Raw genomic sequence first — 24,079 nt, forward strand, 5'->3', positions numbered from 1 at the left:
ATGGTCCTCTTCACGCTAGAAGTCACCGCACTCCGGGGCCAACGAGCACATTGCTCAACAACGGGCGCGGATTGTGCACGATGCTCAGGTGGTGCACGATGCCCGGTCGGTCCGCGCCGCGACGATGTCCAGGGCGTGGACGACGTCGTAGGTGCCGATGCCGGTGGTCAGCAGGTCCCGACCGAGCGCTTCCTCGACGGTGCGCAGATGGGCCCGGACCGTGTTGCGGCTGATGTCCAGATGCCGGGCGGCCCGCTGTGCGTCGGTATTGGCGTCGATCCATGCCTGAAGGGTGCGGCGGTGCCGGGCCTGGAGGGGGCCGAGGATCGTCCGGGCCCAGATGGCGGCGGCCTCGACGCCCATCAGGTCGTCGAGGGTGGGCCGGAGTTCGTGGTGGTCGGCCGCGATGTCGGCGCAGGAACTGCTCAGTGCGAGGGCCAGGTGGAAGGCGGCACGGCAGCGGACGTCGGCGAGATCCTGTCCGAGTGCCTGTTGCGCACGCCTGAGGTGCGCGGTGACGGTGTTGCGGCTGAGGCCGAGCAGCCGGGCCACGCCGGACCGGGGCACGTTCACGGCGAGGCGGCTGACGTCGACACTGACCTGCGGGACCGCGTCCAGCGGCCGCAGGAACGCGCGGGCCCAGGCGAGCGCGGGCCGCTGGGGCAGGACACCCGCCAGGGGCGTCCGGCCGTGGTAGAAGGCGACCCGGCCGGGCACGCCGGGTGCGGCGGCCAGCGCGTGGGCGGCCTGGCTGTAGGCCTCGGCGGCGGCGGTCAGGGGCTGGGCGCCGCTGACCCCCAGGGCGTAGCGCGGGTTGTCGTGCACGAGACGGCGCAGCGTCTCACCGAGTCCGCGCGCCTCGTCGCGCAGACCGCCTGCCTCCTCGCCCGGCCCTTCCTCATCGGCGACGAGGCAGATCAAGTGGTCCTTGAACACGGGGCAGTGCACCATCAGAGCCGTGCCGTGGTACCCGGAAGGATCCTGGTGGGCCAGCGCGATCCGGTCGCGGTGGTCCGTGGGACAGCGCAGCAGGTGCACGCGCAGCCGCTCGGCCTCCAGCAGCGGCGGCACGGCGCCGGTCGTCATCTTCCGGGCCAGCAGCGGGCCTCCCGCCAGGAGCCCGTGCAGTACGGCGAACCGCAGCTGACGTGCCTTGTCCTGGTAGCCGCGGCGCGTCCGGTCGCCGCACTCCGCGCGGCGCAGCAGGGCGAGCACACTGCCGGTGTGGGAGGTCAGCGCGAGGGTTTCCGGCGTCGGTTCGGACCGGCAGGTCACGACCAGAACCGGACGCGGCACGGACGGCCCGAGGGCCTCACAGCGTACGTGCAGCGCGCCGGACCGGGTCACGGCCGAGGTCAACTGCCCCTGGGACAGGCGCGCGAGCAGGGGAGCGAGCGGGCCCAACGCCGCGCGGGGAAAGTCCGCCGTGGCCGACTCGACCCTGCCCGCGTCGTCCGCGACCACCGCCGCCTGGACGCCCGCGCACCGGTGCAGCCAGTCGAGGATCCTGCGCGGGTCGGGCCCGGCCTCGCACGAGGCCTGACGCCGTGCCTCGCTCAGCAGTCCGCTCAGGCCCGCTTCCCGGTCCTCCTGCCGTACGTCCCCCACGGTGCCCCGTCCCCTCCGCCGGCGTTCCGTGCCCCGGCTCGACGCCGCTGGGTCACCAAAAGGTTCCCCGGTCACCAAAAAGTGCGTTCTTCCACGTCAGCGCCTGCCCTCTTACGGTTCCCGAGTAACCACCACAGAGCACACGGCACAAGGAGGCGGTCACCATGGCCATCACGCTGGTGAACCCCGAGGGACTCCCGCACGTCGACGTCTACCGGCAGGTTTCGGTCGCGTCCGGCACGAAGCAGGTCTTCGTCGCCGGGCAGGTCGCCGTGGACGCCGACGGGGCCACGGTCGGCGAGGGCGATCTGGCCGCGCAGGTCGAGCGGTGCTACCTCAACGTCGCCACCGCCCTGTCCGAGGTCGGCGCCACCGTCGACGACCTGGCGAAACTGACCGTGTACGTCGTCGACTGGACCCCCGACAAGATGCCCCTGTTCCTGGAGGGCGTGGCCCGTGCCGCCGCGCGGCTCGGCACCACGCCCGTCCCGCCGGGCACCCTCATCGGCGTCGCCGCGCTGGCCGCGCCCGCGTACCTGGTCGAGATCGAGGCGACGGCGGTCGTCGACTGACCCGCCGCCGCGCGGTCCCCGCCCCGCTCCCCCGAACAGGTGGATCTCCGCACCGCTCATTGGTCCATGCCACTGACGCGCCGCAGGCGGTGGGGCCGCCTCTGGCGAAAACCTGGTGTTGACCCGCCGGGACCGGTGCTGACATGGGAAATCCCGCCTCCTGGGCATGATTGACGGATCGTCGGAGAGCCGGTACCACTGACGCACGCCCGGCCCCGCACGCCCCGTCACGCTTGATCGGCCCAGGAGTCCCAGGAGGCTGCATTGCGAGGATCCGCCAACGCCCCCACCGCGTCCGCACGCAGACGCACCGTCAGGACGGCGGGCGCCCTCGCGTCGGCCGGCCTGCTCGTCCCGCTGCTCGGCGCCGCTCCACCGTCGAACACTCCCCCGTCGGCCGCCGCCTCGGGGCTGCAGGGCGCCTTCGCGTCCGCCGCCTCCGAGTACCACGTGCCGCAGAGCGTGCTGCTCGGCGTCTCGTATCTGCAGTCCCGCTGGGACGCGCACGGCGGGGCGGCCAGCGTCACCGGCGGCTACGGCCCCATGCATCTCACCGACGCGCGCACCGCGCTGGCCTCCGCCCCGCACCACGGCGAGGGCAAGGAGGACCCGCGCGGCGACACCTCGCGCCCGGCCGCCCCGCCGAAGACCGAGGTGCCGGACGAGTCCGAGATCCCCGCACGTCTCCGCACGCTGCCCCGCGCGGCCGAGCTGACCGGCCGGTCCGCCGAGGAGCTGCGCACCGACCCGGCGGCGAACGTCGAGGGCGGCGCGGCCCTGCTCGCCGCGGCCCAGAAGAAGCTCGGCAGGCCGCTGACCTCCGATCCCGCCGACTGGTACGGCGCCATCGCCCGCTTCTCCGGCGCGGACGACGAGGCCACCGCGGCGACGTACGCCAACGACGTGTTCGCCGTCATCCGCGACGGCGAGCGGCGCACCACGGACGCGGGGCAGCGCGTGACGCTCGCGCCGCGGCGCGGCCTGCGGCCGGACGCCTCGCAGGTCGAGCGCATGGGTCTGCGGAAGGCCGCGGCGGGCGAGACGGAGTGCCCGAAGACCGTGTCGTGCGAGTGGATCCCGGCGCCGTACGAGGAGTTCAAGGATCCCAACGGAAATCCCGACTACGGCAACCACGACCTGTCGGACCGGCCCAAGAGCCAGAGCATCGACTCGATCGTCATCCATGACACCGAGGGCAGGTGGGAGGGCGTCCTGAACCTGGTCCAGGATCCCACCTACGTGTCGTGGCAGTACACGCTGCGCTCCACCGACGGCCACATCGCCCAGCACGTGAAGGCCAAGGACGTCGCCTGGCACGCGGGCAACTGGTACGTGAACGCCAAGTCGATCGGCCTGGAGCACGAGGGCTTCCTCACCGCGCCCGACACCTGGTACACGGAGGCGATGTACCGCTCCTCGGCGCGTCTGGTGAAGTACCTCGCCAAGAAGTACGACATCCCGCTGGACCGCCAGCACATCCTCGGCCACGACAACGTGCAGGGCACGGTGACGTCGTCGATCCCGGGGATGCACACGGACCCGGGCCCGTACTGGGACTGGCAGCACTACTTCACGCTGCTCGGCAAGCCGTTCAAGCGGACGGCGGGGCCGAACGGCGGTGTGGTGACGGTGGCGCCCGAGTACGCCAAGAACCAGCCGGAGTACACGGGTTGCGCCAAGCCCGGCGAGACGTGCGTGCCACACGGTTCGGGGGCGGTGCGCGTCCACACCGAGCCGCGTGACGACGCGCCGCTGATCAAGGACATCGGCAAGCGGCCCGGCGGCCAGGACTCCACGATCGACGTGAACGACACGGGCGCTCGGCTGTCCACCGGCCAGCAGTACGCGGTCGCCGAGCGCAGGGGCGACTGGACGGCGGTCTGGTACCTCGGCCAGAAGGCCTGGTTCAAGAACCCGAAGAAGCAGCCCACCGCCGTCGACGCGAAGGGCCTCGTAGTGACCCCGAAGGCCGGCGCGAGCGAGGTCCCGGTGTACGGGCGGGCCTACCCGGAGAAGGAGGCCTACCCGGCGGGCGTGCCGGTGCAGACGGTCTCCCCGCTGCCGTACAAGATCCTCGCGGGTCAGAAGTACGTGATCGGCGACAAGGTGCCGGGCGAGTACTTCTACTCCCCGACGTTCGACACCGCGCCGCACAAGGTGGTGCGCGGCAAGGACATGTACTACGTCATCCAGTACGGGCACCGTGTCGGCTACGTCCGGGCGGCGGACGTAGAGGTGGTGCCGTCGGGCAAGTAGGACACCGCCAGGGACAGTCGGGTCCGGGTCTGCGTGGGGGCAGGCCCGGGCCCGACGTACGATCTCGGGGAATCTGGAGGTGCACGGTGGAGGATCACGTGCGTTCGCGCGTCTCGGCGTACGCCGTGGCCACCGCGCGGGACGAACTGCTGCTGACGCGGCTCTCGGACGCCTCGCCGGTGTTCGAGCCGGGACTGTGGCATCTGCCGGGCGGCGGGATCGACCCCGGCGAGCAGCCCCGCGAGACGTTGACGCGCGAGCTGTACGAGGAGACCGGTCTCGAAGTCCTCGACGCGCGCCTGGTCGACGCCCGGTCGTACGCGGCCCGCAGGCTCGGCGTCAGCTGGCATCTGGTGGGCCTGTTCTACGTCGTCGAGCTCGCGCCCGGCCCCGTCCGGGTCGCCAAGGCCGACGACTCCACGTCAGCGGTCGCCTGGCTGCCCCTGTCCGACCTGGACGAGTCGATGCTCTCCCCCGCCGCCGTCGACGGTCTCGGGATGATCGCCGCCGCGCGGGCGGTCCCCTCCTGAGCCGTAGGTGTCGTACGTGTCGTACGACGGTTGGCGCTCCGGAGCGCCGTCGCGGCGCGCCTGGTGGCTGACGGCCAGCAGGAGGGCGATCAGCAGCCAGTTGGCGACCATGGACGAGCCGCCCTGGGCGAGGAACGGGAGCGCCTTTCCGGTGAAGGGCATCAGGCCGGTCACGCCCGCCGTGATGATGAAGACCTGGAAGGCGAGGACCACCGACAGGCCCGCCGCGAGCAGCTTGCCGAAGGGGTTGCCGCAGGCGATCGCCGTACGGAAGCCGCGCGCGACGAGCAGCGCGTAGAGCATCAGGACCGCCATCGTCCCGGCGAGGCCCAGTTCCTCGCCGATGGTGGTGAGGATGAAGTCGCTGCGCCCGGCGAAGCCGATGAGCTCGGGGTGCCCCTGGCCCAGGCCCGTGCCGGTCACGCCTCCGCTGCCGAAGCCGAACAGGGCTTCGGCGGCCTGGTCCGAGACCAGGCCCGCGGGGCGCTGGTCGGCGGGCAGATAGATGTCGAAGGGGTGCAGCCAGGCCACGATCCGGCCGTGGACGTGGGGTTCGGACGCGCCGACGGCGGCGGCCCCCACCAGGGTCATGGCGATGCCGCAGGCCACCCAGCCGGTGCGTTCGGTGGCGATGTAGAGCAGGGCGACGAAGACGCCGAAGAAGAGCAGCGACGTGCCGAGGTCCCGCTCGAAGACCAGGATCAGCAGGCTCAGGAGCCACACCGTGACGATCGGGCCGATCTGCCGGCCGTGCGGCAGCGTCATGCCGAGGACGCGGCGCCCGGTGCAGGCGAGACCGTCCCGGTGGAGCACCAGGAAGCCTGCGAAGAACACCACGATGCCGACCTTCGCGAACTCGCCGGGCTGGAAGGAGAGCGGGCCGAGGTACACCCAGCGCTTGGCGCCGTAGGTGTCGCCGGGGAAGAACGCGGGCGCCATGAGCAGGACCAGGGACGCCGCCATGGTGACGTAGAGGTAGCGCTGCAACTGCCGGTAGTCCCGCAGCGCCCACAGCACGACGACCGCGGCGGCCACCGCGAGGACGGTCCACAGGAGCTGGCCGCCGCTCGCTGGCGCCGAGTCGAAGCGCTTGGCGTAGGCGTGGTCCAGGCGCTGGATCAGGACGAGGCCGAGGCCGGTGAGGAGGAAGGCGAGCGGCAGGACGAGCGGGTCGGCGTACGGCGCGAAGCGGCGGACCGCGAGGTGGGCGACGAGGCCGAGACACAGCTGCGAGGCGGCGAATCCGGCCAGCCCGGCGGGGAGTTCGCCCGTGAGCGCGAGACCGGCGACGGCGTAGCCGTAGACGACGATCGCGAGGGCGAACGCGAGGAGCAGTGCCTCGGTACGGCGGGCGTTCAGGGGGCGGCGGGACGCGACGGCGGGGCGGGCGTTCAGTCCACGCACGGCACACCTCCTCCGGAGACCTTCGGTTCGGCGGACGTGGCGCCGGACGAGCCGCCCTTGGCCCCGGAGCCCGACGGCGCCGCGCCCGACGGTGCCGTCTGCTCCCGGACCCGGCGCCGCACCAGGTCGCGGTCGACGATGTTCACGTCCTCGCCGCGGTGCTTGGCGAAGCGCTCCACCGGCAGCGTGGTGAACTCGACCTTGCCGCCGGTGAGGTTCTTGGCCTGTGCGACGAAGGAGAAGACGCCCCAGCCCTTGTCGAGGACGACGTTGTCCTTCACGACGTCCTTCAGGTCGAGCAGCCGGGCGGGGTTGGTCAGGGTGCCGACGCTGTTCGCCTGGTGCAGGGCCGACGCGAGGAACGCCTGCTGCCGGCGGGTGCGGTCCAGGTCGCCGCGCTCCAGGCCGTGCCGCTGGCGTACGAAGGCGAGCGCCTCCTGACCGTTCAGCTTCTGCCGTCCCGCCGGGAAGTCGGCGCCGGAGTAGCGGTCCTTGACCGGCTTGTTGAGGCAGACCTCGACGCCGTCGAGGGCGTCGGCCAGGCGGTAGAACCCGGCGAGGCCGACCTCGGCGAAGTGGTCGACGGGGACGCCGAGGAAGTCGCGCACGGTCCTGATCTGCGACGTGCGCCCGGCTTCCCGCCCCGCGTGCTCCAGCTTCTTCCGGTCCGTGACGCCTTGACCGCGCAGCCGCTCCTCCTCCGCGGCCTTCGCGAGACCGTACGCCTTCTTGATCTTGTCCTTGCCGTGGCCCGGTATGTCGACGAGGTCGTCGCGCGGGATCGAGAAGCCCTTGACCTTGCCGCCGTCGGCGGGGACGTGCAGCAGGATCAGGGTGTTGGCGTTGTAGCCGCCGATCTCGGAGCTGCCCGCGTGCAGCTTCTTCAGCACGTCGGACGGGAGGTCGTCGCCGTCCTGGTCCTTCCGGGTGTCGAGGCCGATGAGCAGGATGTTGGTCGAGCCGTCCTTCGACTTGGGCGCGTCGGCGCCGAGGGCGGACGACGAGCCGATGCTGTCGATCTCGCGGTACAGGTACCAGGCCGCGGCACCGCCGCACATGACGAGGACGGCGGTGAGGATCAGGACCGTACGGCCGATCCGGGCCCTGCGCGACGGCCGCCGCTGGTGCGCCGGCCGGGAGCGCGCGCGGTGTCGTCGGGAGCGGTGGCCGGCTGCGCGGTGCTGGGGCTGGGGCATGGGGTCGATCCTCGGCGCCGCTTCCTGAACGGATCCTGAGGATCCGGAAGGCGCCTTCAGGAACGGGCCGGGTCCCGGCCGGGCTCGGTCAGGAGCGCGCGGCGGGCAGCCGCAGGACCAGCCGCGCACCACGTGTGCTCGGCTCGACCCGCAGCGTGCCGCCGTGCGCACGGGCGATCTCCCGCGCGATGGCGAGACCGAGGCCGGTGCCGCCGCTGGCGCGGTTGCGGTCCGCCTCCAGACGGGCGAACCGGTCGAAGACCTTCTCGGCCGCCTCGGGCGGGATGCCGGGACCGTCGTCCGCCACTTCGAGCACGGCGGTGCCGGTCGCCGGGTCGGTCGTGGCGGTGACGCGGACCTCGGAGTCCGCGAAGCGCCGGGCGTTGTCGAGCAGGTTCGCGAGCAGCCGCTCCAGCTGTCCGGGGTCGGCCCGCACGAGCACCGGGTCGGCCGCGTCGAGCGTCAGCGGTACGCGGGACGAGCGCCGCCGGGCGATCTTCTCGGCGGCGAGCAGCGACAGGTCGACGAGCCGCGGGGTCGGCGGCTGCTGGGCGTCGAGGCGGGCGAGGAGCAGCAGGTCGGCGGCGATGCGCTCCAGTCGTACGGTGCTGTCGAGGGCCTGTCCGAGCGAGGCGGCCGTCTCGGGCGGCGGCTCCTTGAGCAGGGCGAGTTCGAGTTCGGCGCGGGCCGCCGCGATGGGGTTGCGCAGCTCGTGCGAGGCGTCGGCGACGAACTGGCGTTGCCGGGTCACCGAGCGCTCCAGGCGTTCCAGGGTGTCGTTGACGGTCCTGGCGAGGCGGGTCATCTCGTCCTGGCCGCCGGGCGCGGGCACCCTGCGGCCGAGCCGGTCGGCGGTGACGGCCGCGAGTTCCCTGCGGATCACCTCGACGGGGCGCAGCGCGGCTCCCGTCACGGCCCAGGCGATGAGGCCGGTGAGCAGGACGACGAGCGGGCCGCCGACCAGGACGGTGACGCCGAGGGCCCGTTCGGCGTCGGTCACGGCGTCGAGCACGGTCAGGGCGTAGACGTAGCGCTCGCCCTCGGGCGACGGGGTGCGGACGACGGCGATGACGCTGGTGTGGGCGGCCAGGGCGGGGGCGGCCGCGAAGTCCCGTACCGCGGAGTCGTCGCCGGGTCGCGGCCGGAAGTCCGCGAGGGCGGCGGCGCGCGCGGCGGGACGGGGTGCGGTGCTGGCCAGCGGGTCGCCCCGGTCGTCCAGGACGAGCAGGGCGTCGACCCCGCCGGCCGGTTCAGGGAGGTCGCCGCGGAGCCGGCCGGGATTGGCGACGATGTCGGCGGCGGCCTGCCGGGCGGCGAGTTCGGTGCGGGCGGCGGCGCTGTCCATGAGGTTGCCGCGCAGCGCGACGTAGAGCCAGCCGCCGCCGATGGAGAGCGCCACGACCATGATCAGGACGGCCGCCGCGGTGGCGCGGGCGCGCAGGGTGCGGGGCAGACGGGGCCGGAACCGGGCGGGCAGGCGAGGGCGCGGCCGTCCGGACAGCGGCGGCCGGGCCGGGCCGGGGCGGTCAGGGGACATCGGGGGCCAGCCGGTAGCCGACGCCGCGCACGGTGCGGATGGTGTTGCGGCCGAACGGCGCGTCGATCTTCTTGCGCAGGGAGCTGACGTACACCTCGACGATGTTGGGGTCGAGGTCGGCCGGCGAGTCCCAGACCTCGTCGAGGATGTCCTGCTTGGAGACGGCGCCGCCCTCCGCGGCCAGCAGACAGCCGAGCACCTCGACCTCCCGGGCGGTCAGCTCGACCGTCTCCTCGCCGCGCTTGCACAGCCGGGCCACGACGTCGAGCGTCAGATCTCCGACCTGGAGGGTCGCGAGCCGCTCACGTCCGGCCCGGCGGCCGAGGGCGCGCAGCCGGGCGAGCAGGACGACGAGCGAGAAGGGCTTGGTCAGATAGTCGTCCGCGCCCGCGTCGAGCCCGTCGGCCTCGTCGTACTCGCCGTCCTTGGCCGTGAGGATGAGAACGAGGGCCTGCTCGCCGAGGTTGCGCATCCGGCGGCAGACCTCCAGCCCGCTCAGTCCGGGCAGCATCAGGTCCAGCACGACCACGTCGTAGCCACCGGTCAGCGCCAGCTCCAGGCCCGTGGGCCCGTCGTGGGCGACGTCCACCCAGTGGCCGTCCGAGGAGATGGCGCGGCGCAGGGTGTCGGCGAGTGCGTGCTCGTCTTCGATGACCAGGATCTTCACGGCTCAAATATCACATACGGAGAAAATAGGACGGCAACCGCCTGCTCGGGACGAAGCGGCCGACCTCCGGGCGGTGACACCCGTCCCCCTGCGGCCCGGCACCCGAGGCGGCCCGAACCTGAAGGCGTCCTCAGCCTGCTCAGGTTCCCCTCAGCCACCGCCCGCGAGGGTGGAGAGGCGGCGCGACACGGCGCCGCCCGAGGAAGTGAGGAGGTGGTCGTCGTGCTCTACGGCGACCCTCCCAGTCGCGCGCCCCGCCGTTCCCGGCGCCTCCGCGCACCCCCACCCGTCCCCCGGGCCCTCCCCGCGCCGCGTTCGTGCGGCCCGCCGCGGGCCCGCACACCTTCCGGGTCATCCCATGTCGAAGCTCCGCCAGTTCCCCTCCCGCGGCGCCGTGCGCGTCGCCCGCCTGCGCCCCGTCGACCTCCTCGTCCTGCTCGGCGTCGTCGCGGTCTTCTACCTCGTCGTCCGGGTCGGCGCGTCGGCCGACCGGCCCTTCGACGCCGGCCGGCCCCCGGCCGTCTCCACCGATCCGGGCGAGCTGCCCTCCTACGCGGCGCACTCCCTGCTCCGGATGTTCGCCGGTCTCGTGCCCGCCGTGCTCTTCACCTTCGTCTTCGGCACCTGGGCCGCCCGCTCGCGGCGTGCCGCCAAGGTGATCGTCCCGGCGATCGACATCCTCCAGTCGGTACCGGTCCTGACCTTCCTGAGCATCACCGTCACCGGCTTCATCGCGCTGTTCCCCGGCTCCACGCTGGGCCTCGAACTCGCCTCCGTGTTCGCCGTGTTCACGGCCCTGGTGTGGAACATGGCGATGGCCTTCTACCAGTCGCTGATCACCCAGTCCAAGGATCTGGACGAGGCGGCCCGCCTGATGCGTCTCACGCGCTGGCAGCGGTTCTGGAAGGTGGACGTGCCCAGCGGCATGATCGCCCAGGTCTGGAACGGCATGATCAGCTTCGGCGCGGCGTGGTTCGCGCTCTCCGCCTCCGAGACGATCAGCGTGCACGGCCGCGACAACGGGCTGCCGGGGGTGGGTTCGTACGTGGCCCGGGCGCTGGACAACGGAGAGGGTGCGCGCGTCGCGCTGGCCGTCGTGGTGATGGTCGCGATGGTCGTCTCCGTCAACTTCTTCTTCTGGCGGCCGATCACGGCCTGGGCGGAGCGGTTCCGCACCGAGGACTGCGAGATCGCCGAGCAGCCCCGCAGCCGGTTCCTGGACCTGCTGCGCCGCTCCACCCTGCCCGCGCGGCTCGGCCGGATCCTGCGCCCGGCCGGCGAGCGCGTCGACCGCGCCATGCGCGTGCTCGGCACGAGCCCCGGGCGCCTGCGCCACGACCCGGTCCGCCGCAGGCGCGGGGACGCCGTCTTCCACGTCCTGTACGCGGCGGCCGTGGCGCTGGTCCTCTGGCGGGCCTGCGCGTACCTCCTGGCCAACGTCCCCGTCGGCGAGATCGGGCACGCGGCCTGGCTCGCGCTGATCACGTACGGCCGCGTCATGGTCCTCGTGGTGTTCTCCACGCTGGTGTGGGTGCCGATCGGCGCCTGGATCGGCATGAACCCCAAGGTCAACCGGATCGCGCAGCCGGTAGTCCAGGTCCTCGCCTCCTTCCCGTCCAACTTCCTCTTCCCGCTCGCCGTCGTGGTGCTCGGCGCCTCCGGCATCTCCCTGAACTGGGGCGCGATCGCGCTGATGGCGCTGGGCGCCCAGTGGTACGTCCTCTTCAACGTGATCGCCGGCGCCAGCTCCATCCCCGGCGACCTGCGCGAGGCCGCCGACGACCTGGGCCTGCGCGGCCGGCTGCGCTGGAAGAAGCTGATCCTGCCCGCGGTCCTCCCCTCGTACACGACGGGCGCGCTCGCGGCGTCCGGCGGGGCCTGGAACGCCTCGATCCCGGGCGAGCTCGTCAGCTACGGCACGACGACGCTCACCGCCGTCGGCATCGGCGCCTACATCACCCAGGCCACCGACTCCGGGGACTTCGCGCGCAACTTCCTCGGCGCGGTCCTCATGAGCGTCTACGTCGTGATCATCAACCGGCTGCTCTGGCGCCGTCTGTACGCCTTCGCCCAGCGGCGCTGCGCGCTGTGAGCCCGCCCGGTCCCCCTGGCCCCTCCGGTCACTCGGACCCTGGCCCCATTTCCCACCGCCCCTGGCCCCCTTTCCCACCGCCCCACATGTGAGGAGCGACCCCATGAACGCCCCCGTCCTCGCGGCCACGGACGTCATCACCGTCCGCGGACTGCACAAGCACTTCACCGCACCCTGCGGCGACCCGCTGCCCGTCCTCCACGACATCGACCTCACCCTGCGCGAGGGCGAGATCGTCGCTCTCCTCGGCAAGTCCGGGTCCGGCAAGTCCACGCTCCTGCGCCATGTCGCCGGGCTTCTCGCGCCGTCCGGCGGCACCGTCCACTACCGGGGCCGGCCGGTGGAGGGCCCCAACCCGGGCACGGCCATGCTCTTCCAGTCCTTCGCCCTGATGCCCTGGCTGACGGTCCAGCAGAACGTCGAACTCGGCCTCCAGGCCCGGGGAGTCGGTCCCGCCGAGCGCCGTGAACGCGCACTGCGGGCGATCGACATGGTCGGGCTCGACGGCTTCGAGAACGCGTACCCGAAGGAGCTCTCCGGCGGCATGCGCCAGCGCGTCGGCTTCGCCCGCGCCCTCGTCGTGGAGCCGGACGTGCTCCTCATGGACGAGCCGTTCTCCGCGCTCGACGTCCTCACCGCGCAGACCCTGCGCCATGAGCTGCTCGCGCTGCTCAAGCGTCCCGAGAGCCCCACCCGCACCGCTCTGTTGGTCACCCACTCCATCGAGGAGGCCGTGCAGCTCGCCGACCGCATCCTCGTCCTCGGCACGGACCCCGGCACCATCCGGGTCGAGCTGCGGGTCGATCTGCCCCGGCCCCGCAACCGCCACACCCGCGGCTTCGAGGCCCTCGTCGAGGACGCCTACGAGTCGCTGACCGGCGAGCGCGCCGAGCTGCCGCCCACCCTCGGCACGCACGACCCGCTGCGGGCGGCGCCGCCCCTGCCGCACGCCGACGTGGAGCAGCTCACCGGGCTCCTCGACGAACTGGACGAGCGGGACGGTGCCGTCGAACTGGCCGTCATCGCCGACGCGTTGTCCTACGAGGTCGACGACCTGATGCCACTGGTCGAGGCGGCCGGGATGCTCGGCTACGCGCGCGTGGAGACCGGCACGCTGCGTCTGACGGCCACCGGCCGCGGCTTCGCGCGGGCCGACATCCTCACCCGCAAGCACCTCTTCGCGGCCGCCGTGCTCGCGAACGTCCCCCTCATCGCCACGATCCGCACGCTCCTGACCGCGTCCGACGGCGGGCGCCTGCGGGAGCAGCACGTCACGGACCGCCTGCGCGGGAACTGCGCGGAGGACGTCGCCCGGCAGCAGCTCGTCGTCGCGGTCACCTGGGGGCGTTACGCCGAGCTCTACGAGTACGACGCGCGGGATCGCGTCCTGCTGCTGCCGAGCGAGGACCGGAGCGCGGGAGGCGCACGATGACCGCGTCCTTCCTGTGTGCCGCGCTGCTCGGCGCCTCGGTCGCGGCCGTCGGGTTCGGGTGCGTCGGCTGGGGCCCTTCGTGGCGGCGGGTGGGCGGCGGCCTCGGGAAGGGACCGCTCTGACGATGCGTATCGCCCTGCCCGCGTTCCTGCTCGCCGTGGTGCTGGTCTTCCCGGGACTCGTGCCGAACGCGCCCGGCCATCTGGGCAGCCTGACCGAGACGGCGCTGCCGTGGTTCGGCCTCGGTGTGCCGCTGCTGCTGATGTGGGCGGCGGCGCGCCGCTCCCTCAAGGGGGCGGTGGCCGTGCTGGCGCCCGCGCTGGCCTGGACCGTCGTGTTCGGCCCCGCCGTCGCCGCCGGACAGGGCTCCGGCCGGCCCGACTTCCAGGCCCTGACCCTCAACGTCGGCGGGGACCGTACCGCTCCGGGCGACGTCGCCCGCGAGGTGAAGGCCATCGGCGCCGACGTCGTGACGCTGCAGAAGGTGCCCCGGCCGGCGATGCGGGCGTACGAGGAGGCGCTGCGGGCCGCCTATCCGCACCACGTGGCGAGCGACACGATCGGCCTGTGGTCCCGCTATCCGCTGCGCGACGTCGAGCGGCTCGGCCTGGGCGGCGCCTGGCCGCACGCGATCCGTGCCGTGGCCCGTACGCCGGGGGGCGACGCGGCGGTCTACGCGGTGCGCCTGCCGTCCGTGCGCGTCGGCGTCACCAAGGGGTTCGCCGTGGCGCAGCGGGACGCGAGCGCGGCACGGCTGGCCGAGCGCGTCGCCCGGGACCCGACCCCGCGCGTGCTGCTCCTGGGCGACCTCAACGGCAGCCTGCGCGACCGGGGTCTCGCGCCGCTGACGCACGGGTTGCGGTCCACCCAGGAGGGGGCGGGGCACGGCCTCGGTTTCACCTGGCCCGCCGCGTTTCCCGTCGTCCGCATCGACCACGTCCTGGTGCGCGGCCTGGAACCGACCGGCACCCGGGTGCTCCCCGACCTCGGCAGCGACCACCGCCCGGTCCTCACCGGGCTGCGCGGCGGCGGATGAGCCCCGGTCCGCGTCTGCCCAGAGGGCGAAAGTCCCTGCCTTTACGGACCTTCGCCCACCGGATCCGCCTCGGCGACCTGTGACGCTCTAGTTGGTGCCGAAAGATCATTTTCTGTCCCGTCAACGCACGTGCCGTCCCCGGACGTTGCGTACGGGACGCCGCACGGAAAGGCGACCACGATGGCCCCGCCCCACGACCCGCGCAAGCACGGTTTCCTGCCCTCGCGGCCGCCCGCGCCCCGGCTCTCCGGCGCCTGGACGGAGCTGGACGTCCTGGCGCGGGCCGCCGCCTCGGCACCGGCGAGGGAGGACGCCCGCCTGCTGGTCGAACGGGCGGCCCGCACCGGCGAGTTGGCGCTGCTGCGGGCGCGCGTCGCACGGCTGCCGCAGCACCGGGCCGAGGCCGCCGCGATGCGCGTCGCGGTCACGGTGGCGGCCTGCGGCTGGACCGACCTGGACCCGCGGGCGCCCCTGTCCCGCCGTGCCGCGCACGAGGACTTCCTCGACCTGTGGGCGGCGCTGACGCACCGGGCCGAGCACCAGCAGTTCGTGGCACTGTCCACGCTGTCGCTGCTGAACTGGACTCCGGAGCGCAAGCCGGGCCGGAGCGTGCCCGCGGACCAACTGGCCCGCTCCGAGGCGCTCGTGCCCATCGTCCGATGGGCGCCGCCGGACCGGCCGCTGTCCCGGCTCGACCACCTCATGCTCGCGGCCGTGCGCCTGGAGGCCCACGGCATCTGGCTGTGCCGGCTCGCGGACACCCTGGCGGGCCGCGCCCCGGGCGACGAGGCGGTCGGGGCCGCGCTGGGCCGTCTGGCCCGCATCCAGCGGTGCCTGCGGGGACAACTCCGGCAGGAGGAGGGGGCGCTGGCCTTCGCCCCGGCCTCCGGGCAGCAGCGCGCCGTGCTCGGGGCCCTCGCCGAACAGGGGGCGCTGGAGCCGCCGGTCCTGCTGACCGCCGACGCGGTCCTCGGCATGGGCGGCCGCCTCGGTGGCGGCAGCCGCCACCAACTGCGCCGCCACCTCCCCGACCGCCATCGCGCCCGGCTCGCCGCCCTGGACCGTCACAGCGCGGGCGTCAGGACCCTCGCCCACCGCCGCGGACCCGACGCGGACGCCTACCGCGAGGCCCAGGAGTCACTGGTCGCCCTGCGCCGGACGTACACGCGGCTGGTGCACACCGCCATGGGGACGGAAGCGGCGGGGGCGGGGCCAAGAACGGTCCCGCGCACGCCCCGGCCACCTCGCACCCGGCCCCCACGCACCCAGCCGGCCCCGCCCGCCCCCGCCGGGATCGCCGTGTGACCTGACTCACAGCGGCAGACTGTCACGATCGGCCGGTCCCGGGTGTCTCGATGCTTGTCCGCGGGACCGAGCAGAGAGGAGCCGGGTGTGACCGAGGACGCCGAGGGCGCGCGGAGCGCCGGGAGCGAGCGGGGCGCGACGGCGGCGGGGGACGCCGGAGGGGCGCAGGCCGCCGGAGGGGCGCGGGACGCCTTCACCGAGCACCGTCCGCTGCTGTTCACCATCGCGTACGAAATGCTGGGCAGCACCGTCGACGCGGAGGACGTGCTCCAGGAGAGCTATCTCCGCTGGAGCGCGGTCGACCCCACCACGGTGGAGCACCCCCGCGCCTATCTGGTCCGTGTGGTCACCCGGCAGTCGCTCAACCACCTGCGCGCGGTCAAGGCGCGACGCGAGGAGTACGTCGGCTCCTGGCTGCCCGAGCCCATCCGCACCGCGCCCGAGGTGAGCGACGACGCGATTCTCGCCGAGTCGGTGTCGATGGCGATGATGCTCGTCCTGGAGACGCTGGCCCCGACCGAGCGCGCGGTGTTCGTGCTGCACGACGTGTTCGGCTACACCCACGGCGAGATCGCCGCCTCGGTAGGCAGGTCCGAGACCACCGTCCGGCAGATCGCCCACCGGGCACGCCGGCACGTCCACGCGCGGCGCCGCCGCTTCGAGCCCGACTCCGCGGCGGCCCGCGAGGTCGTCGAGCGGTTCCTCCGTGCGGCGACGACCGGCGAGATCCAGGCGCTCATGGACCTGCTGGCGCCCGACGTCGTGCAGATCTCCGACGGCGGCGGAAAGGTGTCCGCGGCCCGCCGCCCGATCACCGGCCGCGACGACGTCGCCCGGTTCCTGCTCGGCGTGGCCCGCACCAGCCTGACCGCGACGACCCGCGTCGAGCACGCCACGTACAACGGCATGCCCGCGGCGCGCTGCCTCACCGACGGCGCGCTCGACTGGCTGCTCGCCTTCGACATCCACGACGGACGGATCAACTGCCTGTACGTCGTGCGCAATCCGGACAAGCTGCACCGCTGCGACGCGGTACGCCCCCTCGACCGAGGAGATCACCAGCCATGGAAACCATGACCGTCGAGCGCACCGTCCACGCCCCGATCGACGACGTGTTCGCCTGGCTCACCACGACCACGAACTACACCCGCTCGCCCCTGGTGGTGCGCTGCCGGCTGGCCCGGCGCGGCCAGGGCGCGCCCTACGGCGTCGGCGCGGTGCGCAGTCACCTCTGGCTGATCGGCTGGTTCCGGGAGCGGATCACCCTCTACGACCCGCCGTTCGCCACCGAGTACGTCGTCGACCGCAGCGTCCCGCCGGCCCGGCACGAGCTCGGCCGCATGACGTTCACCGAGGCCGACGGCGCCACCCTGGTGCGCTGGACCACCCGCGCCGAGATCCCCGTACCGCTGATCGGCCCCTTCCTCACGCGGCGCCTGGCACGCCCCGTCATCACGCGCTCGTTCGGCAACATCCTCGACGCCGCCGACGCGGCGCTGGCCCCGCGCGGCGAGCGCCCCCTGTCACCGAGCGAGTGACGCCCCGGCACAGACGTCCACATTCACCTCAACTCCCTTCTCGGCACGGGCCGTTCACCGTCACCACACCAACAGGACGCGTTACCTCCTGGTAAGTCGTCACACGGGCACCGCACACTCCCCCTGCCCCACTCCCCGCCCGTGAAGGAGCCTCACGTGGTCACGTCCCGCAGAATCCGCCCGGCGGCGCTCACGTCCGCCCTGGCGCTCGTGGCACTCATCGGTGTCGCCGCGCCGGTCCAGGCCGGTGCCGCCCCGTCCGCCGCGCCGCCCGCCGTCACGCCCCGGGCGGAGACCCCCGCGCTGCACGACGACACGGCGGGCGGTGACGCCGACGCGGACGACCCGGCGATCTGGCGCAACGCCGCCGACCCGGACCGCAGCCTGGTGATCGCCACCGCCAAGCAGGGCGGTCTGCGCGTGTACGACCTGGCCGCCCGCGAGGTGCAGTCCCTGCCCGCGCCCGCCGCACCCGGACCCGACCACGCGCCCGGCCGCTTCAACAACGTGGACCTCGTCCACGGCCTGCGCCTGTCGACGGGCCGCGCCGACCTCGCGGTGACCAGTGACCGGGGCGGCGACCGGCTCCGCTTCTACCGCATCGCCCCCGACGGCCGCCGCGCTCCCCTCACCGACGTCACGGACCCGGCGGCCCCGCCGGTCTTCTCGTCCTCCCAGGAGGAGATCGACGAGCAGCGCACCGCGTACGGGCTCGCCACCTGGACCGACAAGGCCACCGGCCGCTCCTACGCCCTGGTCAGCCGGCGCGAGCGCACCAGCATCGCTCTCCTGGAGCTCACCCCGACGGCGAACGGCACGGTCGGCTACCGCAAGGTCCGCGGCCTCGACCTGCCCGCCGACTTCCGCCTGCCGAACGGCACTTCGTGGCGGCCGTGCGCCGAGCCGGGCGAACTCCCCCAGGTCGAGGGCATGGTCGTCGACCCGGCCGACGGCACGCTGTACGCGGGCCAGGAGGACGTCGGGATCTGGCGACTGCGCGCCGATCTGACCGGCACGCCGAAGCTCGTCGACAAGGTCCGCGAGTACGGCGTGCCCGGCACGTACGACGAGCAGACCGAGGAATGCACGGCGGGCGCCGACCCGGGCTACGGCGGCACCCGCCTCACCGCCGACGTCGAGGGCCTGACCCTGGTGACCGAGCGCGACGGCGACGGCCTGCTCCTGGCGTCCAGCCAGGGCGACAACACCTTCGCCGCCTATGACCGCGAGGTGTCGGACGCCAACGAGTACGAGGGCGGCTTCCGCGTCACGCCCGCCTCGGGCACCCTCGACGGCTCGGAGGAGTGCGACGGGGCCGCCGCGCTGGCGGCCCCGCTGGGATCCGCGTACCCGAACGGTCTGCTGGTCGTCCAGGACGGCCATGACGCGCCCGGTGACGGTGAACGCCCCTCCACCGACTTCAAGTTCGTGGATCTGGGTGACGTGCTGGACGCGGTGGACGACTGACACCGGTCAGGCACCCCTTGAGGGTGAACCCCGGTGCGGCGGCGTCATCGGGGTGCACCTCGACCCTTCTCTCCAGCAGGCGGCGGGCCGCCATGTGGTCCGCGGGACGGTTGACGGACTCGACCGCCCGCAGCTCCTCCCCACGGAAGAGGAGCACCGAGAACGCGTCGGGGTCGTCGCCGAGCACCACCTCGGTGTCATGGCCCTCGGCCACCCCCGCGATCTGCAGCGTCGTCGCGAACTGATCGCTCCAGAACCAGGGCAGTTCGTCGTACGGGTCGGGCGCGCCCGTCAGTCGCTCGGCGACCAGACGGGCGTGCCCGACGGCGTTCTGCACGGATTCGAGGCGCAGCCGGCTGCCGGACCGCACCTGCGGGAACGCCGCGCAGTCCCCGATCGCGGAGACGCGCGGATCGCCGGTCAGCAGACGGGAGTCGACCGTGATGCCGCCGTCGACCGGCAGTCCGGCCGCGGCGGCCAGTTCCGTGCGCGGGACGGCGCCGACGCCGACCAGGACCAGATCGGCCGGCAACCGGGTGCCGTCGGTCAGCTCCACGGCCCTGACGCCGCCGCGCCGGTCGCCGTGCAGGGCGGCGACGCCTCTCCCGAACAGGAGCAGGGCGCCCGCCTCGCGGTGCAGCCGCGTGAAGTGTTCCGCGGTCCGTGCGCCGACGACACGGGCGAGCGGACGGTCCAGCGCCTCGACGACCGTCACCGCACAGCCCGACTCGCGGGCGACGGCGGAGAATTCGAGGCCGATGAACCCGGCCCCGATCACCACGGCGCGCCGGGCGCCGTCCAGCGAGCCCCGCAGCGCGGCGGCGTCGCGGGCGGTGCGCAGGGTGTGCACGCCGCGCAGTCCCGCCCCCGGCACGTCGAGGGCGCGCGGCCGGGCGCCGGTGGCCAGGACGAGATGGCCGTACGCGTACGCGGATCCGTCGGCCAGCCGCACCGTACGGGCGGCCCGGTCGATGTCCGACACGGCGCCGTGGACCAGGTCGATGGCATGGCGCACGTAGTACGTCGCGGGCCGTAGCCACAGCCGTGCCTCGTCCACCCGGCCCTTGAGGTAGTCCTTCGACAGCGGCGGGCGCTCGTAGGGCAGCGCGTCCTCGTCGCTGATGAGCGTGATGCGCCCCGTGTACCCGCGCTCGCGCAGGGACGCTGCGGTCTGCTGGCCGCCCTGTCCGGCGCCCACCACGACGACGGATGCGGGTGGTGTCCCGTCCCTCATGAGTTCCGCCGTCATCAGTTCTGCCGTTCGGGAAGGTGGACGGTCAGGCCCTCCATGGCCTCGGTGACCGGGAGTTGGCAGCTCAGGCGGCTGGTGGAGCGGCGCGGGGCCGCGGTGAAGTCGAGCAGGTCGTCCTCGTCCGGGCGCATCGGCTCCAGGCGGTCGAGGCCCGCGTCGGCGACGTAGACGTGGCAGGTGGCGCACTGCGCGTTGCCGCCGCACTGGGCGACGATGCCGTCGATGTCGTTGAAGACGGCGCCGCGCATGACGCTCGTGCCGTGGGGGACGTCGACCGTCGTCTCGCTGCCGTCGACGGCGACGTACGTGATCTTGGGCATGACGGAACTCCTCAGGGGCATCCGGCGGCGCGCGGGAGCGCGGCACGGCGCGGATGCGGGTGAAGGGTGGGAGGTGAACGTGAAGGTGAGGCACGGGGATGACGGTGACATCACCCTGAAGCGCCGACGGGGGACGCGACACCCCTTGCCGACTCACCGCCGTCCACGGGCCGTTCGGACGTGAATCGCCCTCGGGCCGGGATGCGGCAGCGCGTCGGAACGTATCAGAGGAGCTCGCGGCGCGCTAGGAGCGATCGTCCGCGCGGCCGTGTGCGCTTTCTTGCGCGTGCTCTTGTGCGTGCCCTCGCGCGTGCCCTTGTGCGCGGTCACGGCGCGGGTCCGGCAGGTGGTGGGTCATGAACGGTCTGCTGGTGATGAACTCACGGAATCTCAGAGCGGCTTCGGACAGGTAGGTCTCGCTGTTCCACACCAGGGTGAGCACCCGGTGGCAGTCGGGCGCGGCCACGTGCACCCAGGCGACCGGCACGCTCGTGTGCGTGCCGACCTGACGGGACACCGCCGGGATGAGGCCGATGCCGAGGCCCGCGCTGATCATGTTCTGACTGGCGCCCGGCTCGTCGCCCTCGCAGGACACCAGCGGCGTCAGCCCTTCTTCGGCGAACAGGCGGTCCAGCAGCGTGCGTTGCCAGTGCCCCAGGCGGGTGGTGACGAAGGGCTCGTCGGCGATCTCGGGGATCGTCACGCTCTCCCTGCCGTCGAGCCGGTGCCCGTAGGGAACCGCGAGCAGCACTTCCTCACGGGCGAGTTCGACCGAGTCGAGCCGGGCCCCGTTCAGGGGCTGGGACGCCACGCAGAAGTCGACCTCCCTGGCCCGCAGCTGACGGTCCATCTCCTCGGCGGTCGACTGGAAGAGCCGCACGTCGGCCCGGGGGTGGGCGGCCCGGAAGCTGCCGAGCAGCGGGGTGATCGTCAGCAGGGTCTCGGAGGCGACACTCACGCGGCCGAGCCCCGTGTCACGGGCCTCGCGGATGGCCCGGCGGCCGTCGTCGAGCTCGCTCAGGGCGCGGTCGACGTGGCGCAGGAAGATCGCGCCGTACTGGTTCAGCCGGATGCGGCGGCCCTGCCGGTCGAACAGCGGGGAGCCGAGGTCGGCCTCCAGGCGCGCGATGGTGCGGCTGAGGGAGGGCTGGGCGACGCACAGTTCCTCGGCGGCACGGCTCATGTGCTCGTACCGGGCGACGGCCTGGAAGTAGCGCAACTGCAGGAGATCCACGGTCCACCTTCACTTATGCCTCTGGCGTCATCTTCACATAGCGAAACCGGTCTTGGAATGCATCAGCGATTCTCCCTACGGTCGTCAGCGAGGTCACCGCGCAGGTGACGGGCGACGGAGACGGCGCCCGGCGGCTGCACACGCGACGCGGGGACCCCTCTCACACCTGCCCGTGCGGCGCCGCCCCATCGGCCGCCCTTCTCCCAGGAAGGTCACAACATGAGCGCTGCGGAGCTGGCCCGACTCCAGTTCGCGGCCACGACCGGCATCCACTGGCTGTTCGTGATCCTCACCATGGGGCTCGTCCCCCTGGTGGCGGTCATGCACACCCGGGCCGCGTACACCCGCGATCCCGCCAAGCGAACCGTCCGGGAGCGCATGACGCGCTTCTGGGGCCAGCTCTACGTCATCAACTACGCGGTCGGCATCGTCACCGGCCTCGTCATGGAGTTCCAGTTCGGGCTCAGCTGGAGCGGTCTGAGCAAGTTCGCCGGCAACGTCTTCGGCGCCCCGCTGGCGCTGGAGACCCTCATCGCGTTCTTCGCCGAGTCCACCTTCCTCGGCATGTGGATCTTCGGCTGGGGGCGGCTGCGCAGGGGCGTGCACGTCACGCTGATCTGGCTGGTCGCCCTGACCGCGTACGCCTCCGGGTACTGGATCCTCGTCGCCAACGGCTTCATGCAGCACCCGGTAGGCCACGAAGTGCGCGACGGAGTCGCCTACTTGACCGACTTCGGGGCGCTGCTCACCAATGCCAGCGCACTGGTGGCCCTCGGTCACGTCACGCTCGCCGCGCTCACGACGGGCGGCGTCTTCGTCGCCGGTGTCAGCGCCTACCACTTCCTGCGGCGCACCGAGGAGACCGAGCTGTTCCGCGGCTCCCTGCGCCTCGGGCTGTGGGTCAGCGCGGTCGCCTCGTTCTTCGTGGTGGTCGTCGGCGAGCTCCAGCGGCCCGTGATCGAGCGGACCCAGCCCATGAAGGAGGCGGTGCTGCGCGGCAGCGGTGTCGCCGAGGAACAGGCGCGGCTGATCCGGGAGCACGGGCCCGGCGACTACGTCCCCTGGCAGGACACCGTGCGGTTCTCGATGGACGTGATGACGGTCATCGGCAACACGGTCTCCACCCTCACGCTCATCGCGGCCGTCCTGCTGTGGAGGGACTGGCTCATCCGCCGGCGTCCCGCCCTGTACGTACTGATCGCGATGGTCCCGTTCCCCTTCATCGCCTCCGCGGGCGGCTGGGTGGTCCGCGAGGTGGGCCGTCAGCCCTGGCTCATCTACGGGGAGTTGACCGTCGAGGACGCGGTGTCCCACGTCAGCACGACGGCCCTCGCGGTGTCCTGCGCCGTGTTCGTCGCCGTGTTCCTCGCGCTGGCCGTGACCAACTGGACCCTCATCACCCGCTTCGCGCTGCGCGGCCCGGAAGCGACCCAGCTCGGCGCCACCGAGCCGCTCCCCGACGACGTGCCCGAGGGGCCGGGCGGCGCGGCCGGTGAACAGCGGCCGGTCCCGGCCTTCTGAGCGCCCCGGCCCCGCGAAATCCCTGAGACGAACCACCCCACCCTCCCCATGGAAAGTTGAGCGACATGAGTCTGGAGACTCTCTGGCTGGCCCTCCTCGGGCTGCTGCTCGCCGGATACTTCGTGCTCGGCGGCTACGACTACGGCGTCCAGATGCTGCACCGCCGTCTCGGCGGCGGCGCACGCGAGGAAGCGGCGGCGCGCACCGGCCGCAACGCCGCCCTCGATGCCATCGCGCCGTTCTTCCTGGGCAACGAGGTCTGGCTGGTCGCCTTCACCGGCGTCCTGTTCGGCGCGTTCCCCCACCTGGAGGGCACCCTCCTGTCCGGCCTGTACCCGTTGATCGTGGCGATCCTCGTGGGTCTCGTCCTCGGCAACGCGGCGATCCAGCTGCGCGGCCGTGCCCACGGCGTCCGCGGGCGGCAGGTGTGGGACGCCCTGATCGTGTGCGGCGGCGCGCTGCCCGCCCTGTGCTGGGGGTTCGTCCTGGGGCTGCTGCTGCGCGGTGTGCCCCGGCGGGCCGACGGGAGCTTCCACATCGGCCCCGGCGACGTGTTCTCGCCGTTCGTGCTGGCCTGCGGCGTGACCACCGCGCTGCTCTTCGCCGCGCACGGCGCCGGGTTCGTCGCCCTGCGCTCCGCACCCGATCTGGCTGCCAGAGCACGCGAGTTGGGCGCACAGCTGCTGAGCGGGACCGCCGCCGTGGGGGGCCTCGCGCTCCTCCTGACGCTCTTCGGGGCGGGTGCCTCGATGACGAACCGCGGGACCTCGGCCGTCGTCACCGGGCTCTTCGCCACGGCGCTCGCGGCCGCGTGGTGGTGCTTCGCGCGGGGCCGTCACGTCCCGGCGTTCGTGGCCACGTGCTGCGCGACCGCGCTGCCCGTCGCCCTCGTGGGCGCGGGGCACTACCCGTACGTCCTGATCAGCTCGGCGGGCACGGGTCTCACCGTCGGCCACGCCGTCACGGACGACGCCACGCTGCGGATCCTGAGCGCCTTCGGGGTCCTGGTGATCCCGGTGATCCTCGCGTACCAGGCGTGGAGCTGGTGGGTCTTCCGGGGGCGCACGGGCCGCCGTCATCCCCGCTACTTCTGAGCCGCGCGTGCCACCGAG

The 24,079-nt window shown here is 73.0% G+C and carries 21 protein-coding genes; 13 read left to right on the forward strand and 8 right to left on the reverse strand.

Annotated features, from left to right (window positions below; translation table 11 throughout):
- Window positions 1-84: 84 nt before the first annotated feature.
- Entirely contained in the window at window positions 85-1,608 is a 1,524-nt protein-coding gene (locus AB0L89_RS30655; protein ID WP_365148021.1) for a helix-turn-helix domain-containing protein, read from the reverse strand.
- Window positions 1,609-1,772: 164 nt separating this feature from the next.
- Here AB0L89_RS30655 and AB0L89_RS30660 point away from each other — a divergent pair, with 164 nt between their 5' ends.
- The 3 genes from AB0L89_RS30660 to AB0L89_RS30670 all read left to right on the forward strand — a co-directional run bounded on the left by AB0L89_RS30660 (window position 1,773) and on the right by AB0L89_RS30670 (window position 4,966).
- Window positions 1,773-2,180 (forward strand): RidA family protein, encoded by a 408-nt coding sequence (locus tag AB0L89_RS30660; RefSeq protein WP_365148024.1) that lies wholly within the window; start codon window positions 1,773-1,775, stop codon window positions 2,178-2,180.
- 264 nt (window positions 2,181-2,444) lie between these two features.
- Entirely contained in the window at window positions 2,445-4,436 is a 1,992-nt protein-coding gene (locus AB0L89_RS30665; RefSeq protein WP_365148027.1) for an N-acetylmuramoyl-L-alanine amidase, read from the forward strand.
- 98 nt (window positions 4,437-4,534) lie between these two features.
- Window positions 4,535-4,966 (forward strand): NUDIX domain-containing protein, encoded by a 432-nt coding sequence (locus tag AB0L89_RS30670; RefSeq protein WP_365148030.1) that lies wholly within the window; start codon window positions 4,535-4,537, stop codon window positions 4,964-4,966.
- On the opposite strand, the gene AB0L89_RS30675 is transcribed toward AB0L89_RS30670, so the two are convergent.
- The 4 genes from AB0L89_RS30675 to AB0L89_RS30690 all read right to left on the reverse strand — a co-directional run bounded on the left by AB0L89_RS30675 (window position 4,859) and on the right by AB0L89_RS30690 (window position 9,770).
- Complete coding sequence (locus tag AB0L89_RS30675) at window positions 4,859-6,370, reverse strand: FtsW/RodA/SpoVE family cell cycle protein (RefSeq protein WP_365148033.1); 1,512 nt, start codon at window positions 6,368-6,370, stop codon at window positions 4,859-4,861. The two genes, AB0L89_RS30670 and AB0L89_RS30675, sit on opposite strands and share 108 nt — an antisense overlap.
- On the reverse strand, window positions 6,358-7,566 hold the full coding sequence (locus tag AB0L89_RS30680) for an LCP family protein (protein WP_365148036.1): 1,209 nt from the start codon (window positions 7,564-7,566) through the stop codon (window positions 6,358-6,360). Before AB0L89_RS30680 ends, AB0L89_RS30675 begins: the two co-directional genes overlap by 13 nt.
- 88 nt (window positions 7,567-7,654) lie before the next feature.
- On the reverse strand, window positions 7,655-9,103 hold the full coding sequence (locus AB0L89_RS30685) for a HAMP domain-containing sensor histidine kinase (RefSeq protein WP_365148039.1): 1,449 nt from the start codon (window positions 9,101-9,103) through the stop codon (window positions 7,655-7,657).
- Window positions 9,093-9,770 carry a response regulator transcription factor gene (locus tag AB0L89_RS30690; RefSeq protein WP_365148042.1) on the reverse strand — a complete coding sequence of 226 codons (678 nt, stop codon included), beginning with the start codon at window positions 9,768-9,770 and terminating at the stop codon, window positions 9,093-9,095. Before AB0L89_RS30690 ends, AB0L89_RS30685 begins: the two co-directional genes overlap by 11 nt.
- Window positions 9,771-10,128: 358 nt before the next feature.
- Between AB0L89_RS30690 and AB0L89_RS30695 the strand changes: the two genes are divergently transcribed.
- The 8 genes from AB0L89_RS30695 (at window position 10,129) to AB0L89_RS30730 (ending at window position 18,640) form a co-directional block, all read left to right on the forward strand.
- Entirely contained in the window at window positions 10,129-11,862 is a 1,734-nt protein-coding gene (locus AB0L89_RS30695; protein WP_365148045.1) for an ABC transporter permease subunit, read from the forward strand.
- A 103-nt stretch (window positions 11,863-11,965) separates the two neighbouring features.
- Window positions 11,966-13,294: a nitrate/sulfonate/bicarbonate ABC transporter ATP-binding protein gene (locus tag AB0L89_RS30700; RefSeq protein ID WP_365148048.1), complete on the forward strand. Its 1,329-nt coding sequence runs from the start codon at window positions 11,966-11,968 to the stop codon at window positions 13,292-13,294.
- Complete coding sequence (locus AB0L89_RS30705; protein WP_365148051.1) at window positions 13,291-13,416, forward strand: hypothetical protein; 126 nt, start codon at window positions 13,291-13,293, stop codon at window positions 13,414-13,416. Before AB0L89_RS30700 ends, AB0L89_RS30705 begins: the two co-directional genes overlap by 4 nt.
- Before the next feature lie 2 nt (window positions 13,417-13,418).
- A complete protein-coding gene (locus tag AB0L89_RS30710; RefSeq protein WP_365148053.1) occupies window positions 13,419-14,330 on the forward strand; it encodes an endonuclease/exonuclease/phosphatase family protein in 912 nt (303 codons plus the stop codon).
- A gap of 180 nt (window positions 14,331-14,510) precedes the next feature.
- Entirely contained in the window at window positions 14,511-15,635 is a 1,125-nt protein-coding gene (locus tag AB0L89_RS30715) for a hypothetical protein (protein WP_365148056.1), read from the forward strand.
- Between the two features lie 234 nt (window positions 15,636-15,869).
- Entirely contained in the window at window positions 15,870-16,712 is an 843-nt protein-coding gene (gene sigJ, locus AB0L89_RS30720; RefSeq protein WP_365148385.1) for an RNA polymerase sigma factor SigJ, read from the forward strand.
- Entirely contained in the window at window positions 16,700-17,173 is a 474-nt protein-coding gene (locus AB0L89_RS30725) for an SRPBCC family protein (protein ID WP_365148059.1), read from the forward strand. Before sigJ ends, AB0L89_RS30725 begins: the two co-directional genes overlap by 13 nt.
- A gap of 156 nt (window positions 17,174-17,329) precedes the next feature.
- Entirely contained in the window at window positions 17,330-18,640 is a 1,311-nt protein-coding gene (locus tag AB0L89_RS30730) for a phytase (RefSeq protein WP_365148062.1), read from the forward strand.
- Here the strand turns inward: AB0L89_RS30730 and AB0L89_RS30735 are convergent.
- The 3 genes from AB0L89_RS30735 to AB0L89_RS30745 form a co-directional block, all read right to left on the reverse strand.
- Window positions 18,594-19,889 carry an FAD-dependent oxidoreductase gene (locus AB0L89_RS30735; RefSeq protein WP_365148065.1) on the reverse strand — a complete coding sequence of 432 codons (1,296 nt, stop codon included), beginning with the start codon at window positions 19,887-19,889 and terminating at the stop codon, window positions 18,594-18,596. The genes AB0L89_RS30730 and AB0L89_RS30735 overlap by 47 nt on opposite strands.
- A complete protein-coding gene (locus AB0L89_RS30740) occupies window positions 19,889-20,212 on the reverse strand; it encodes a 2Fe-2S iron-sulfur cluster-binding protein (protein ID WP_365148068.1) in 324 nt (107 codons plus the stop codon). The genes AB0L89_RS30735 and AB0L89_RS30740 overlap by 1 nt, the downstream gene beginning before the upstream one ends.
- A 244-nt stretch (window positions 20,213-20,456) precedes the next feature.
- Complete coding sequence (locus tag AB0L89_RS30745; RefSeq protein ID WP_365148071.1) at window positions 20,457-21,446, reverse strand: LysR substrate-binding domain-containing protein; 990 nt, start codon at window positions 21,444-21,446, stop codon at window positions 20,457-20,459.
- 219 nt (window positions 21,447-21,665) lie between these two features.
- Here AB0L89_RS30745 and AB0L89_RS30750 point away from each other — a divergent pair, with 219 nt between their 5' ends.
- Window positions 21,666-22,967, forward strand: coding sequence for a cytochrome ubiquinol oxidase subunit I (locus AB0L89_RS30750; protein ID WP_365148074.1), 1,302 nt, complete (start codon window positions 21,666-21,668; stop codon window positions 22,965-22,967).
- Window positions 22,968-23,032: 65 nt separating this feature from the next.
- Window positions 23,033-24,061, forward strand: a complete 1,029-nt coding sequence (gene cydB / locus AB0L89_RS30755; RefSeq protein WP_365148077.1) for a cytochrome d ubiquinol oxidase subunit II — start codon at window positions 23,033-23,035, stop codon at window positions 24,059-24,061.
- Window positions 24,062-24,079: the final 18 nt, after the last annotated feature.

The organism is Streptomyces sp. NPDC052114 (assembly GCF_040680155.1).
In the GTDB taxonomy this organism is placed as follows: domain Bacteria; phylum Actinomycetota; class Actinomycetes; order Streptomycetales; family Streptomycetaceae; genus Streptomyces.